Raw genomic sequence first — 14,647 nt, 5'->3', positions numbered from 1 at the left:
CTTTCCGTCGGAGGTGTGATATCTGGCGCGTCGGTGCTTGTAATGGTCGTCATGCGCGCTGGGCCTCTGTGAGGGTGGGGGCGTCGAGCCGGACAATGCGGTCGCAACGGTCGATCGTTTCCTGGCGGTGGGCGACAACAATGCGCGTCATGCCCATGTCGGCGATCAGGCGCGAGATTTTGGCTTCGTTGTCGCTGTCGAGATGGCTGGTCGCCTCGTCGAGGAAGAGAATCGTCGGACGCTTGTACAGCGCGCGGGCCAGTAGCAGGCGTTGTCTCTGCCCGCCCGAAAGTATGCTGCCCATGTCGCCGACCAGGGTGCTGTAACCCATCGGCAGTTTCACGATTTCATCATGGATCGCCGCTGCGCGCGCGCAGGCTTCAGCCCAGTCCTGATCGTGGTTCGGGTCGAAAAATCCGATGTTCTCGGCGATGGTGCCGGAGAACATCGTGTCGTCCTGCATGACGACGCCGATCGTCTGGCGATATGACGCCAGCCCGATCTGTTTGAGCGTCTTGCCGCCGATGCGAATCTCGCCGCGCTCGGGGTGTAGCGATCCGATCAACAGCTTCAGTAGCGTCGTCTTGCCGCATCCCGACGGGCCGACGATCGCGATCGACTCGCCGTCGGCGACGACGAGATCGAGCTTTTCGATCAGCCAAGGATCGCTTTCGGCATAACGGAAATGCAGATCGCGTATCTCGACGACCGATTCGAGGCGTTCCGGCGATGCAACGCGCGGATGCTGCGCTTCCTCGGGCGGGTGCAGGACGATGTCGGCCAGGCGCGCCGATTGCAGGCGCAGCAGCCTGAACTCGAACATCCTGTCGATGAAACTGCTGACCCGGGTGGAAAACAAGCCCTTGTAGGTGATGAAGGCGAAGAGCATGCCGACGGAGAAACTGCGATCCATGACCATCAGCGCGCCGAACAGCAGAACCAGGACGTTTTCGACACCGAACAGCAGCACATTGCCGGCGTTGAAAAGCATGCTGAAACGCTGTGTGCGCAGATTGCAGTTCTTCTGGTCGACGACGACATTCAGCCAGCGCGCCGTGCGTTGTTCGATATGGCCGAAAATGCGCAAAGTGTGAATGCCGCGAATCGTCTCCATGAAGAGCGATTGCTGCCGTGCGGCGAAGACGATCTCGAATTCGGAGGCGCTGCGCAAGGCGCCGTAGAATGTCAGGCGCAGGATGAAATACAAGGTCATGGCGATCAGGCAGATCGCCGTGAGTCGGGGAGCATAGATCGTCATCATGCAGACCAGACCGATCGACATGATGCCGTCGAGGATTGCGCCGATGAATCCTGTCGTCACCGAGCTTTGTATGCTGTTGATCGAGTTGAATCGCGACAGCACGTCGCCGAGATGTCGGCGTTCGAAATAACTGATCGGCAAACTCACCAGGTGCTGGAATACATTGGCCAGCCATTGCACGTTGAGCGACGCGCTGAGCACCATGACGACGTAAGCGCGCAGCATGTCGATGGCTACCCGTATCAGCAGGAGCAGGCCGAAGCCGATCGCCAGCACATACAGGAGATCGCGGTCGCCGGCGACGATGGCCTGGTCGACGACCCACTGGTTGAAGAACGGGGCGAGCAGGACGAATACCTCCAGCGACAGCGCCAAGCCGAAGACCTGAAGCATCGCGCGCCGGAGGCCGACGACCTTGCCGAGCATGTCGCGCAGGCGAACCGTTTCCGGATCGCGCTGCCGACGAAAGGCTGGCTTTGGCGTCAGTTCGAGCGCGACGCCGGTGAAATGGAGGGAGAGTTCATCGAGCGAATAACTGCGCGATCCGTGTTGCGGGTCGTGGATGGTGGCTGTGCCGGAAACAAGCTCGGTGAGCACGACAAAGTGGTTGAAATCCCAATGCAGGATGCATGGCATCTGCAACTCGCCCAAATGCTCAAGCTCGACCCGCAAGGGGCGGGCGGCCAAGTCCAGCGCGTTGGCGATGCCGATGAGATTGGGGAGCGTCAATCCCTTGAGCGAGAGCGGGAAGCGCATGCGCAACGACGTAAGGCCGGTCCGGTTGCCATGGAAATGCAACACCATCGCCAGGCAGGCCAGGCCGCACTCGGACGATTCTCCCTGGTAGATCAGCGGCGTCCGGCGGGAGAAGCCGAACTGCAGGCGATCGAAGCGCTTTGTCATGCCGGCGACTGCGTGTCGCTATCCTCGCGACGCTCGAAGAAATTCTCTAGCAAGCGACGCTCAAGCGTTGCCAGTGCCAGTCCGATTTCCAGGCGCGATAGATAAAAGTCAAAAATCGCGATCAACGCGGATGCTAGTGTGAACTGCATGGCGAAAACATTCTCATGAGATCCAGGCGTCGAATTGATCAAATAGATCATGCCCGAGCCGGTTATCGTGAAGACGAGTAGCAGATACCAGCCGCGAAAATTCCTGGCGCGTTGAACCCTTGTCGTGAGGCGCACAGTGTCGGCGATTATGTCGTTCAGCCGGGGTTGCGATGTTGCTTGAAAATTGGTTTCCACTGTCATGACGTTCTCCCCTATTCGAGTTGTGTGATGTTGTGTTGTGATTGATTGCGCTATTCGTCCGAATCATCGAACCGGACGTCGAGCCTGGCCAGAATGTCTTCCGACTGCTTGCGATAGCGCGCGGCTTCGCCTTGCGCATAAGCGGCGATGGTTACAGAGCCGCTAAGCAACAGACAGTAGAGAACATTCGATGTTTGACGATAAATCATCCATCCCCAGAGGACGCTCAGGAAGCACGTTGTGAAAAAAATGAATGGGGGGAGTGCGCGCTTCCTGTTTCGAAGTGCTTCCACTTGCATTATCAAGGTCTCATATCTGTTTTCAGGGGCATTCTCCGCCGGCGTCGATTGGTTCATGGCTTCTCCTTTCCGAATGAATGCCGGTGTCAAAAAAGCGCGTCAAATAGCGTCGAGGCAATTTTCACGGCAGAGCGGACAGGGCGATCGACACGTCGACGAAGAAATGTCCGACCATCAGCGGTAGCAGGCTCTTGACATGCAGATAAATCAGCGCTGCAGCAATGCCAAAGACGGCCGTCTGGACGACGGGAAAAAGTCCGCCGCCCCAATGGATGCTTGCAAACAGTAGCGAGGAAATGAGGACGTAGCTGAAATTCGAGCCAAAGACGCGCTGGATCTGCTGCCGTGCGAGACCCCGGAAGAAATATTCCTCGACCACGGCTGGCGTGATCGCGAAATAGAACACAAAGACCGCGGTGGGGAATTCCTTGCCTGGGGCGCTGGCCAAATAACTGTAGGTGGGAGGCAAGAGATTTGGAAAAACAGCGACAGCGATTTTTCCGAAAACGGCGCCCAGATTTAATGCGGCGTAGAGGACGGTCGTCGAGAGTATTGAGTAGAAAACGAGTTCGCCTGTTGTGTGTTTTTCGCTCTTGCGCTGCTTACCGGAGACTATGCCAAACGGTAATTTGAGCGGTAGCGAAAATGCACGAACGAGCGCAATCGGAATGATGACGAAACCGATGACATCGGCAAGCCAGAAATGGATGCCGTGCAGGTTGCCGAGCCAGAATCGCTTGCTTAGGCACAGCAGGTATAAGGCGACAAACGCCGATAGTTGCGGATCGAGCATTCGCGGGGTGAATGCGTTGATGCCGGTGCCGGTTGTCGTGGCTCGCAGTCGGGTGGGCATTTTGCAGGCGGTCTGTTGAAATCCGGTTGCGGGTTCCATATCGTGTCCTGAGTTACAGAAGCAATTTGTCGCAGGGTGTTCTTATGAATTTCTCGTAGGCGAGTTTTGCGCCAAGACCGCTGGGGCCGCCGATGTGTGCCGCGCCGACGATTACCAAGGCGTGCGCGCCGTCCTGGAGAAAAGACATCATCTTCTTGAACATGCGTTGATTCCTCGGTGCCAACGTGATACGCAGCGTGTCGTGCGAATTCATTACGACCCGATAAGTGTCGTCATATGATTTGATCGGGGACGAAATATGGTCTGCAATTGAAAGTCGGCGTGCATTCCAGTCTTGCAGGCACTTCGCGTCGTCGATGCATTCCATCGTCCTGTCGACCTGGTCCTTGATTTCATAAATCTCGGGCAAGCCGGAACTCTCTCCGACCGATTCCAGATCGCGGACGGGAATTTGATGTTGTCGCGCGTACGCATAGGCCACCGCTTCCACGTTGGATGCGCCAATCAAATTTTTCCATGGATTGGTAATGGATTGCGCAACAAGTCCGTCGTTTTGCAGTCTCTTGACGATGATCGAAGCAACGAAGTTGGAAATTGTTGAAATGAATACCGGGCTGTCCCGGGTCAAGGCAATATTGAATAGCTTGGAGAGCCTCGGAATATGCTTTTCGTCGACGACACGGTTGAGTCGGACGACTTTCCTGTACTCATCCGGAAAGGTTTCCAATTTCTTGAAAATGCCATCGTCCGGGAATAGGCTCGTATTCTCGAACATGACGACCGAGACCTGATTGAAGAGCTTTTCAACGACGGGTTCGTGAAGGTCTACGGAGGTGGTGTGAATGACGCCCTGAAGTGTAACTTTGCGGTCGTGGATGAAATCCCGATAACAGACTTGCGGCGGAACCGCGGCGGTGGCCAATAGTTCTTCGGCATGCGATGTGACGCAGGGAAGAAGGCCAGCAAGCAGTATGATGTAACGGATTCTTCGCATGTGGTCGTCCTTGGTTCCAGGTTCCGTGTTGGAATGACGTCTTGATGATCGCAATGTGTGGTTCGGAGAAAGACTTGTTTTCAAAAGCTGCATTTCACTTTGGTGAAATTGGCAGTTTCGAGTTTGGAGGCCAATCCGGTCGGGCCGCTAATGTGCGCAGCGCCGACAATAACTAAGGCACGTGATCCATTCGATAGAACCGGTAGGATATTGTTGAACATACGCTCGTTTCTCCTGGCCAATGTGGCTCTTTCCGAAGTTGGAATATCCATCACAAGGAGGTACACCTCGTCATATGTGGTCGTGCTTTCGCTCATGGACCGCCAGAGAAGGGCGTTGTTTTTTTTGAAGTTGGCTATGCAAACAGCATCTGATGAACAGCGAAGCGCTGTGCTCACTTCGGACTTTATCGTGTCAAGATCCGATGCGCCCAGCGTGTCTGGAATTTCCTCCAGGTCGTAGGTAGGAACGTTCTTGCTAATTGCATATAGATAGGCGGCTGCCTCAACGGTGCTCGCGTTGGCGACATGCTTTGGCAAGCCTCGTTTTTCGTTCTTTGAGGCGTCGGTCTGGCGCAACGCCTTTGAAAAGATCGCAGAAAATATGTTGATGGTGTCAATGAGAGGGAAATGCCGATCGGGTGATAAAGCGACTCCTAGGATGTTGGACAATGTTGGAATATCGTTTGTGTCGACGAAGCTGTCCAATCTAAGGGTCGGGAGGCCTTTCCTTGAGAGCGTTGGCTGCCCATTTGCATCTTTCTGAAAAGGCAAACGATTTTCGAGAAAGAGGTGCGTTGATCGATTGACTTGGTTTTCAAGAAAGAGTTGTCGGTCTCCGACGGGAAGTGCGTGGCTAACGCCAAGCAAGGTGATCGTGACATTTTCTGAATCATTTTTTAGGCACAGCGGAGTGTTTATCTGATCGCTTTCTTGACTCGATACATTGACCGAGAACCCATAAATCAAACAGCCAAGAACAAATTTGTGGTTGAGTAGTCGCATGATCATGGGCCTCGGTCGTCCCGTCTAATTTGACATTAAGGCGTCTGGCCGTTGATAGTGCAGGCAACGTTATTTGCGACCGCAACCGTGGCGATTGCAGCGCAAACAGTCGCAACTGCAGGGTTGGTTGTGGTTGAGACCATTGCGCAAATACTCCCAATGTCATTGATGCTGGAGAGCGTTGGGCTTACTGATGTACACGAGATCGATGGATCAGTGCTGTTGGAGAGCGCCTCCGCAGAGGGGGCGTTGTTTTCGCCATACGATGCGATACTGCTGACAGCGGCGGATGTTGCCGGTCCGCAGTCGCTGCAAGTGGCATCAGCGCCTTCGTCTCCATCGCCATCGCCATCCCCATCACCATCACCATCACCATCACCGTCTCCATCGCCATCCCCGCCGCCGGCGATCCACCGGAGTTCCTCGTCGAGGAGAACGCGGATGCCGGCGATCGTCGTCGTTTTGGTTTCAAGTTCCTCTTCTCTTTCGATGTCCATCTTCTTTCCTTTCATTGAGATTGAGTTGGATGCTGCGGATTGACGGGCCAGGGTGATCAGGCTGGCTGTCGGTTGAAGGCTGATGATCAGGCAACCTCCAAAATGCCGGGGGCCGCTTCGTGGCGATGGCTTGGCATCTCCCGCGCGGCGGTGTCGCGTTTATGCTGGATGATTTCCTCGATGTGGGTCTTGGTGTCGGGCCATTCCGAATCGATGAAGCTGTAATACACGGTATTGCGGACGATGCCGTTCTCGATCATGTGCCTGCGCAGAACGCCTTCCCGGACGGCGCCAAGGCGCTCAGCGGCACGTTGCGAGCGGATATTGCGTTCGTCGATCCGCAGGTCGACGCGCATCGCACCCATGGTTTCGAAGGCGTGTTCGAGCAGCAGGTATTTGCTTTCGGCATTGACGCTCGTGCCCCGGTGGCTCGGCGCCAGCCACGACCACCCAATCATCGTGCTGCGGTGCTCCTTGCGCATATGACTGAAGCTGGTCGATCCGATCGCCTGTCCGGTGGCGGCGTCGACGATGGCGAACGGGATGCGCTTGCCGCGGCGTTGATCTTCGTGCGCGGCGGCGATCCAGTGTTGCGCGTCGTGTCGCTGGCGGAAGGGCTTGCCGGGCAGATACAGCCAGATCGAGGCGTCGCTGCCCGCTGCGGCGAGGTCGTCGGCGTGGCGTTGGTCGAGCGGTTCGAGGCGGATTCGATAGTCCATCAGACTTTCCCGCTGAGGCTGTAGATCGGTTCGAACACCCACTCGTAGAGCTTGCGGGTGTCAATCAGGATGTCCGCTTCGAGGCGCATGCCGGCCTGCAGCGGTTCGCTCTTTCCGTAGGCGACGACCGCCGGCGCGTCCAGGTCGATGCGAATCCGGTACATCGCTTCTTCGCTCGTCATCTGGAAAGGAAGTTCGGTGGAGGGGATCGCCGCCCGCGCGACTTCGAGTACCTTGCCGCCGTACTGGCCGAATTTCTGGTAGGGGTAGGCCTCGTAACGCAAGAGCACCGGGGTGCCTTCGCGAATGAAACCGATGGCACGACTGGGCGCGTAAAGATGCGCTTCGAGTTTCGCTCCCCGCGGCAACAGGGCCGCCATCGGCTTGTCGGGAACGACCGTGTATCCCGGTTGCGCCAGGATGGCGGTGACGCAACCGGTTTGCGGCGCCGGGATGACGATTTCGCGTTTGCCTTCGGCATCGGCGCCGGATTGGTCGAGCGCCTGTATTTGCCGTTCCATGGCGGAGAGCTTGTTTTCCGAGCGCAGCGGATGGTTGCGGAGGTCGCTCTGCAAGGTGCCGATGTCGCGCTGAAGGCCGGTTTCCTGTCGGCGCAGATCGCTCAGCAGGCGCTGGGCGTCGAGCAGTTCGCGTTCTTTCTCGTATTGCGCGGTGATCGAAAAGTATTTTTTCTGCACCAGCAGTCGGTATTGCTCGACGATGTCGCTTGCCAGGCCGGCCCGGCGTTCCTGCAGTTGCAGCGCTTGTCGGATTTCTTCGAGTTGTTGTTTCGTCTGGCCGATCTTTCGCGTCAGTTCGGCGGCTTCTTCGGCGAAAACGTCCTTTTGTTTCCGGTATTCGGCCGCCAGCGCGTTTTTTTGTTCGGCGATTCGGGCGAGGATGGCTTCCTGCGTGTTGCCTTTGGCGGTGCTGCGGTCCGCCGAGATGACGAAGAGCGGATCGCCGGCGTTGACGCATTGGCCGTCGCTGACCATGCGGCGGGTGACCACGCCATTGACCGGCGGGGCAACTTTGGCGACGCCAAGCGACGTCTGGACTTCTCCGGCTACCCGTTCCTTGCGGGTGTATTCGCCGAAGACGAGGAAGAGTACGACGAGTGTGGCGATCGATAGAGCGGCGATGGTGAGCGCGTCCGTGGCCAGCGGTCGCGCGATGAGCGTCTCGCCCAGCCAGCTTTGCTGGCGCGTGGCGATCGCTTCATGACGGAAGAGTGCGTCTATCGTGCCGCGGATGACCGTTTGCGATGGTTTCGGCGCGCCCAGCACGGGGGCGCTGCGCCATGGGTCGTCCTGTGCGGAGGCCTTCTCGGCAGAAAACCGGCTGTTGCGGAGCGATGTGTTGGTCGGCATGAGACTGCTGTGCGTGCGTTGCTCGTGTTGTACGAGTTGTATAGTTTGTTGTGCGCGGACATGATAAGTTTTTCGTCAAAAATAGAAACTGTCAGTTCTGACAGTCTTGTGGTTACGCGGCATATTCGGTAATGCGCCGCTTGATCATATCTGTTGGTTGTATTGTTTTATCTGTATAAAACGTGAAATATTTTACGGATTATTGCGACGGTCTTGATTGACGGAAAAAAAAGCCCGGGACGTACCCGGGCTTGAGGGGGGATGCTGCGGAGGACTATTGACGGGGGGCTACTTCTTCGCCTTCTCGCCGGCTTCGGCGACGGCGGCGGGTTCCAGCCCCTGTTTTTCGATGATCGGATACGCATCCTTCGAGGTCAGGAACTTGATCAGTGCCTGGCCGGCTTCGGGTTCCTTCGAGCCTTTGGCGACGCCGGCCGAGAAGATCGTGACCTTCTGATACGGCGCCGGGATCGGGCCGACGAAGTCGACGCCGGGGATTGGCAGCAACTCACTCACTTGCTGGAAGCCGATTTCCAGGTCGCCGCGGGCGACCCAGGTGGCGACACGGTCCTTCACCACTTCCTTGGCCTTGCCCATGACGGCGTGGTATTCGGCGATGCCGAGGCGGGGAAAGACCTCCTTGACGAGATGCACACCACTGGCGCTTGCCGAGTAGCCGATCGACTTGGCGTCGAGCAGGACTTTCTCGAAAGCGGCCTTGGTGCTGATGTCGGGCTTCGGTGCGCCGGCGCGGACGACCATGCCAATCTTCGAATGCACGAGATCGACGCGGCTGCCCTTGACGGCCAATCCCTGGCCGATCAGTTTGTCGAGTTCGGTGCTCGCCAGCATGATCAGGTCGGCCGGTTCGCCACGCTGCATGCGGGCTGGAATCGCGGTGGGTGAGGAGCCCATCGACGATCCGGAGACGAGGATGACCTTGTGGCCGCTTGCCTTTTCAAAAACCGGCGCGAGTTCTTCCATCGCCGAATAGAAACCGCCCGAACTCATGACGGTGATCTCTGCCGCCAGCGCGCTTGCGGCGAGCAGGCCGGAGGCGAGTGTCAGTGCCAGTCTGGACAAAAGTTTGTTCATGGTGTCTCCCTGTTAGGGTGTGTTTTCAATTAATCGCTGGATTGCGTTGCACTCTGCGCTGGAGTGGTTGCAAGGCGCGCGTCGCAGCGAAGGGTTGTTCCCTTCGCAAGAGGCGCAACGCCGCAGACGACCGGCGCAGGGGCAACCCGAAGGGCAAGGGTCTGGCGAGGCGCATCGCGTTGTTGGCAGAAGCTTGCATGGATGGCCATGCGGCGCTTCCGCCGCCTAGCGCTGCGGCTCGCCAGACCCTTGCGCAACCAGCGCTTCATTGACAACACACCCTAAGCCTTGAATTCGGCCATTTGGTGGAAATTCATGTAGCGGTAGATGTCCGCCGCTTTCTGCTGGACGACCTTCATATGCTCAAGGTATTCGGCCTTGGTCGGGATCTTGCCAAGCAGCGAGGCGACTGCGGTGACTTCGGCTGACGCCAGATACACATTGGTGCCGGTACCCATGCGGTTGGGGAAGTTGCGCGTCGAGGTCGAGACGACGGTGGCTCCCTTGCGGGCGCGTGCCTGGTTGCCAAAACAGAGCGAGCAGCCGGGGACTTCCATGCGCGCGCCGGCTTCGCCGAGCGTTGCGTAGTAGCCTTCGCGGTTGAGCGTGTCGGCATCCATCTTCGTCGGCGGTACCACCCACAGGCGCGTCGGCAGTTCCTTGCCCTTGAGGATGTGCGCCGCGGCGCGGAAGTGGCCGATGTTGGTCTGGCAGGAGCCGATGAAACCTTCGTCGACCTTGGCGCCGGCGACCGCCGACAAGGGCTTGATGTCATCCGGGTCGTTCGGGCAGGCGAGCAGCGGCTCGGTGACCTCGGCCAGGTTGATCTCGATGACGGCCGCGTATTCGGCGTTGGCGTCGGGTTCCTGGATCTGCGGATTCTTGAGCCAGGCTTCCATCTTAGCGATGCGGCGGAGCAGGGCGTTGCGGTCCTGGTAGCCGTTGGCGACCATCCATTTAAGCAGCGCGACGTTCGACTGCATGTACTCGACGATCGGTTCCTTGCCGAGTCGCACGGTACAGGCTTCGGCGGAACGCTCGGCCGAGGCGTCGGAAATCTCGAAGGCCTGTTCGACGGTCAGGTTCGGCAGCCCCTCGATTTCGAGGATGCGGCCCGAGAAGATGTTCTTCTTGCCTTTTTTGTCGACGGTCAGCAGCCCTTGCCGGAAAGCGTAGTACGGAATGGCATTGACGAGGTCGCGCAAGGTGACGCCCGCCTGCATCTCGCCCTTGAAGCGGACGAGCACCGATTCGGGCATGTCGAGCGGCATCACGCCGGTCGCCGAGGCGAGGGCGCAGAGGCCGGAGCCGGCCGGGAAATAGACGCCGATCGGGAAGCGCGTGTGCGAATCGCCGCCGGTGCCGACCGAGTCGGGCATCGCCATGCGGTTGAGCCAGGAGTGCAGCACGCCGTCACCCGGACGGACGGCGACGCCGCCGCGCGAGTAGATGTACTGCGGCAGTTCGGCGTACATCTTGACGTCTTCGGGCTTCGGATAGGCGGCCGTGTGGCAGAAGGTCTGCAGCACCAGATCGGCCGAGAAGCTCAGACAGGCGAGGTCGTTCTGCTCGTCGCGCGTCATCGGGCCGATGGTGTCCTGCGAGCCGATGGTGTCCATCACCGGTTCGCAATAGGTGCCGGGACGCACGCCCTTGCCGGCCGGCAGGCCACAGGCGCGGCCGACGATCTTCTGGGCGAGCGTGTAGCCCTTGCCGGTATCGGCCGGTTGCTTCGGCGCGCGGAACATCGCCGTCGCCGACATGCCGAGCATCTTGCGCGCTTCGGCGGTGAGATTGCGGCCGATGATCAGCGGAATGCGGCCGCCAGCGCGGACGCTGTCGAGCAGCACATCGGTCTTGAGCTTGAAGCTGGCGACGACTTCGCCGTTCTTCAACACTTTGCCGTCGAAGGGCAGGAGTTCGATGACGTCGCCCATTTCAAGCTTGCTGACGTCCATTTCGATCGGCAGCGCGCCGGAATCCTGCATCGTGTTGTAGAAGATCGGTGCGATCTTGCCGGCGAAGACGAAGCCGCCGAAGCGTTTGTTCGGGACGAAGGGAATATCCTGACCGGTCATCCACAGCAGCGAGTTGGTCGCCGACTTGCGCGACGAGCCCGGTCCGACGACATCGCCGACATAGACGAGCGGATTGCCCTTGGCCTTCATCGCCTCGAATTGCTTGAGCGGACCGCGCTTGCCCGGTTCGTCGGGCGTGAGGCCGGCACGCGGGAACTTGAGGATCGCCTGCGCGTGCAGCGGAATGTCGGTACGCGTGTTGGCGTCCGGATCGGGCGATAGGTCCCCGGTGTTGGTTTCGCCGCCGACCTTGAAGACCGTCAGCTTGATGCTCTTGGGCACGTCGGCGCGCGCGCTGAACCATTCGCCTTCGGCCCAGGATTTGAGCACGCCCTTGGCGTTGGCATTGCCTTTGTCGGCGAGCGCCTTGACGTCCTTGATCGCGCCGAAGATCAACAGCGTCTTTTTCAGGCAGTCCGCGGCGGCGGTCCCGAGCGTCGGGTCGCCGAGCAGCGCGATCAGCGTCTTGACGTTGTAGCCGCCCTGCATCGTGCCGAGCAGTTCGACGGCTTTCTGACGCGTGATGACGGGCGACTTGTCCTTGCCGGTGGCGATGGTAGCGAGGAAATCGGCCTTGACCTTGGCGGCGGCGTCAACGCCGGGGGGGACGCGGGTGCTGAGGAGATCGAGCAGGAAAGCTTCCTCGCCCTTCGGCGGGTTCTTGAGCAGCACGGCAACCGCCGCGGTTTGTACCGGATTCAATGACAGCGGCGGCAAACCCTGCGCAGCGCGTTCGGCAACGTGCTTGCGGTAAGCGTCGAGGATGGTCGAGCGCGCGGTGGCTTCGTCGATGACGAGTCCGGGCGATGCAGCCGATCCACCCGCAGCCGCGTTGCGCTGGGTAGCGCCCGGGGCGGCTTCGGCAACACCGTTGATCGATACGGCAGCAGCGACGGTGGCGGCGCTACGGATACAGAAACTGCGACGATTGAGCATGTTTGTCTCTCCTGAAAATCGAATCCACGAAGTTCCGATGGTGGTCTCTGTCCCTCGGCGCCTGTCTTGAGGCGTTTGCCTCCGAGGCCGCGACCGCTGTTGTTCTTTGACCAATCGAGGCTATTATTCGGATTTGCGAAAATAAATAAAATATTGTTTTTTTCTAGAGGCGATAAAAGTTTTTTATAGTCTCCGGGAATGATCGGGCAATCGGGCAAAGGGCGGCCGTGGACGAAAAAGACTGGCGAATTCTCAAGGTGATTGCGGAAGAGAAGAACGTGACCAAGGCCTCGGCACGTCTGTTCATCTCGCAGCCGGCGCTGACCTATCGCCTGAAGCGCATCGAAGCGGAGTTGGGCGCGCGGCTTCTCACGCGGGTGCCGACCGGCGTCGTGCTGACGCCGCAGGGCGAGCATCTGCTGAAATATGCGGAAGAGATGCTGGTACGGCTGGCGATCGTCAAGGACCAGGTCAAGAACATGGAGAGCAAGGTCGAAGGGCCGTTGCGCCTGGGCTCGTCCGGGATCTTCGCACACTATGTCCTGCCGGGCCTGTTTAAGGGCTTTCTCGGCCGCTATCCGAAGGTCGAGATCTCGCTGAAAACCGGGCTGAGTTTCCAGATCGTCGAGATGCTCGAGCGGCAGGAAATTTCGATTGGCATTGTGCGCGGCGAGCACGAGTGGTCCGGCGAGAAGGTGTTGCTGACCGAAGAGCCGGTGTCCTTGGTTTCGAGCGACGCGATCGGTCCCGACGAGTTGCTGACGCGTCCGCATATCCGTTATGGCACGGATACCTCGCTGAAGAAGATGCTCGATGAATGGTGGCGGCTCAACTTCGACTCGCCGCCGAAGACGACGATGGAGGTCAATACGATGGACATTGCCCGCCAGATGGTGCTGCATGGACTTGGCTGGACCATGCTGCCGCGCATCGGTTTGCCCGAGGGCGATGGTTTGTGCGTTCAGCCCCTGTTCTGGCCGGATGGTGCGCCGGTGGTGCGCCGGACCTGGTTGTTCTGCTCGGCGCCGGCCAAGGAGTTGCAAACCGTGAGCGCCTTCATCGATTACGCAGCGAGCGAATTGCAGGCACCTGCCCGGCGCTGACGCGACGCGGCGTCGCAATTTATTGGATGTCGCTCGACTGGCAGAGGATTTTGGCCTGATTGACGAACAGGTTGATCAGCTTCTCGTGGATCGAGGCGCGTTGCCAGAGGATACCGAGTTGCCGGGGGCGCGTGTTGATCGGCAGCGGCAGGCGGACGATGCGCGAGGTGATCGACGCCGGCATGACGGTGTCCGGCACCAGCGCGACGCCGACGCCGCGTCCGACCAGCGTGGCGATCGCCGACAGATGGCTGAGTTCGATACGTTCGCGCGGGACGATGTTGGCGATGCGCAGGTAGTGATCGACCTGCTGGCCGCCCCATTGTTTGCGGTCGAAGCGGATGAAAGGTTGCGTGCGCAGGAGTTCGTGCGGGTCCTTGTCGGCCAGCGACAAGGGCGCCAGGGCAATCAGTTTTTCTTCGCGCAACTGCTGCCAGACCAGCGTCTTCGGCAAGGAGAACAGCGGGTGCAGGCAGACCGCGGCGTCGAGGTCGCCATGCTGGACTTCGTTGAAGAGTTCGGACGACAGGGCCGGCTTGATGTGGAAACGCAGGTCGGGATAGGCGATCACCAGTTGCGCGACGACTTCGGGAACAAGCGATTCGACCGCCGTATTGATCGAGCCGAGGCGCAGTTCGCCGCTGACTTCGCCGAGGTTGGCAATCGCCTTCAGGTTGGCGGCGTCCTGGAGCAGGGTGCGGGCGCGTTCGATGACGCGGTAGCCGGCCTCGGTCGGTCGCACCGTCTTGCCGACCCGGGTGACCAGTTCGACGCCGATCTCGCCTTCGAGGGCCTTGATCTGCTGGGCCACCGCCGCGGCGGTGATGTTGAGCCGGCGCGAGGCTTCCGCCATCGAGCCGGTGTCGACGGTCATCAGGAATGCGTGGAGGAAAGCAGTTTTCATAGAAGAAACATTTTATATCTTCTTATGATAGGCAACACCTATTTATCTTTGGTCTTCTTTTGACGATACTGCGCGGCACCGAATGCCAGCATCGGCGCTTGTTCCGGACCTTCAGTCGCGCGACGCGATTATGCCGAATCAGTGCGTTTAGAGGCGCGATTCCGCGCAAGGACATGGTCATCCGTGCTTTCGTGGGCTACAGTCAGGAGACTGGTTTTCGCCGCGTGGCGAAGTATCGGGAACCTCGGCCTGCCGGCGTGTCTAACCACGTTGGGCGCGTT

Annotated in this window: 13 protein-coding genes; 1 reads left to right on the top strand and 12 read right to left on the bottom strand. The window is 59.1% G+C overall.

Features of this window, described 5'->3' with window-relative positions; all coding sequences use genetic code 11:
* Positions 1 to 49: 49 nt before the first annotated feature.
* The 11 genes from BLR25_RS18515 to acnB all read right to left on the bottom strand — a co-directional run bounded on the left by BLR25_RS18515 (position 50) and on the right by acnB (position 12,188).
* A complete protein-coding gene (locus BLR25_RS18515) occupies positions 50 to 2,164 on the bottom strand; it encodes a peptidase domain-containing ABC transporter (protein ID WP_091939886.1) in 2,115 nt (704 codons plus the stop codon).
* The gene (locus BLR25_RS18510; protein ID WP_091939884.1) at positions 2,161 to 2,514 is read right to left on the bottom strand and encodes a hypothetical protein; all 354 of its coding nucleotides are present in this window, start codon (positions 2,512 to 2,514) and stop codon (positions 2,161 to 2,163) included. Before BLR25_RS18510 ends, BLR25_RS18515 begins: the two co-directional genes overlap by 4 nt.
* A 50-nt stretch (positions 2,515 to 2,564) precedes the next feature.
* Positions 2,565 to 2,870 (bottom strand): hypothetical protein, encoded by a 306-nt coding sequence (locus BLR25_RS18505; protein WP_091939882.1) that lies wholly within the window; start codon positions 2,868 to 2,870, stop codon positions 2,565 to 2,567.
* 64 nt (positions 2,871 to 2,934) lie between these two features.
* Complete coding sequence (locus BLR25_RS18500) at positions 2,935 to 3,705, bottom strand: CPBP family intramembrane glutamic endopeptidase (RefSeq protein ID WP_091939881.1); 771 nt, start codon at positions 3,703 to 3,705, stop codon at positions 2,935 to 2,937.
* Between the two features lie 13 nt (positions 3,706 to 3,718).
* Positions 3,719 to 4,660, bottom strand: coding sequence for a TraB/GumN family protein (locus BLR25_RS18495; protein WP_176785979.1), 942 nt, complete (start codon positions 4,658 to 4,660; stop codon positions 3,719 to 3,721).
* An 80-nt stretch (positions 4,661 to 4,740) separates the two neighbouring features.
* Positions 4,741 to 5,664, bottom strand: a complete 924-nt coding sequence (locus BLR25_RS18490) for a TraB/GumN family protein (RefSeq protein ID WP_176785978.1) — start codon at positions 5,662 to 5,664, stop codon at positions 4,741 to 4,743.
* Positions 5,665 to 5,699: 35 nt separating this feature from the next.
* Positions 5,700 to 6,161 carry a hypothetical protein gene (locus BLR25_RS21085; RefSeq protein ID WP_143009926.1) on the bottom strand — a complete coding sequence of 154 codons (462 nt, stop codon included), beginning with the start codon at positions 6,159 to 6,161 and terminating at the stop codon, positions 5,700 to 5,702.
* A gap of 86 nt (positions 6,162 to 6,247) precedes the next feature.
* Positions 6,248 to 6,880, bottom strand: a complete 633-nt coding sequence (locus tag BLR25_RS18480) for a GNAT family N-acetyltransferase (protein ID WP_091939873.1) — start codon at positions 6,878 to 6,880, stop codon at positions 6,248 to 6,250.
* Positions 6,880 to 8,250: an HlyD family secretion protein gene (locus BLR25_RS18475; RefSeq protein WP_091939871.1), complete on the bottom strand. Its 1,371-nt coding sequence runs from the start codon at positions 8,248 to 8,250 to the stop codon at positions 6,880 to 6,882. The genes BLR25_RS18480 and BLR25_RS18475 overlap by 1 nt, the downstream gene beginning before the upstream one ends.
* A 288-nt stretch (positions 8,251 to 8,538) precedes the next feature.
* A complete protein-coding gene (locus BLR25_RS18470; RefSeq protein ID WP_091939869.1) occupies positions 8,539 to 9,345 on the bottom strand; it encodes a substrate-binding domain-containing protein in 807 nt (268 codons plus the stop codon).
* Between the two features lie 281 nt (positions 9,346 to 9,626).
* A complete protein-coding gene (acnB, locus tag BLR25_RS18465; protein ID WP_091939942.1) occupies positions 9,627 to 12,188 on the bottom strand; it encodes a bifunctional aconitate hydratase 2/2-methylisocitrate dehydratase in 2,562 nt (853 codons plus the stop codon).
* Positions 12,189 to 12,586: 398 nt separating this feature from the next.
* Here acnB and BLR25_RS18460 point away from each other — a divergent pair, with 398 nt between their 5' ends.
* Positions 12,587 to 13,462, top strand: coding sequence for a LysR family transcriptional regulator (locus tag BLR25_RS18460; RefSeq protein ID WP_091939867.1), 876 nt, complete (start codon positions 12,587 to 12,589; stop codon positions 13,460 to 13,462).
* Between the two features lie 19 nt (positions 13,463 to 13,481).
* Here BLR25_RS18460 and BLR25_RS18455 read toward each other — a convergent pair whose 3' ends face one another.
* A complete protein-coding gene (locus BLR25_RS18455) occupies positions 13,482 to 14,366 on the bottom strand; it encodes a LysR family transcriptional regulator (protein ID WP_091939865.1) in 885 nt (294 codons plus the stop codon).
* Positions 14,367 to 14,647: the final 281 nt, after the last annotated feature.

The sequence above is a fragment of the Propionivibrio dicarboxylicus genome, assembly GCF_900099695.1.
Lineage (GTDB): Bacteria > Pseudomonadota > Gammaproteobacteria > Burkholderiales > Rhodocyclaceae > Propionivibrio > Propionivibrio dicarboxylicus.
This window is presented reverse-complemented; position numbering and strand designations above follow the sequence as displayed.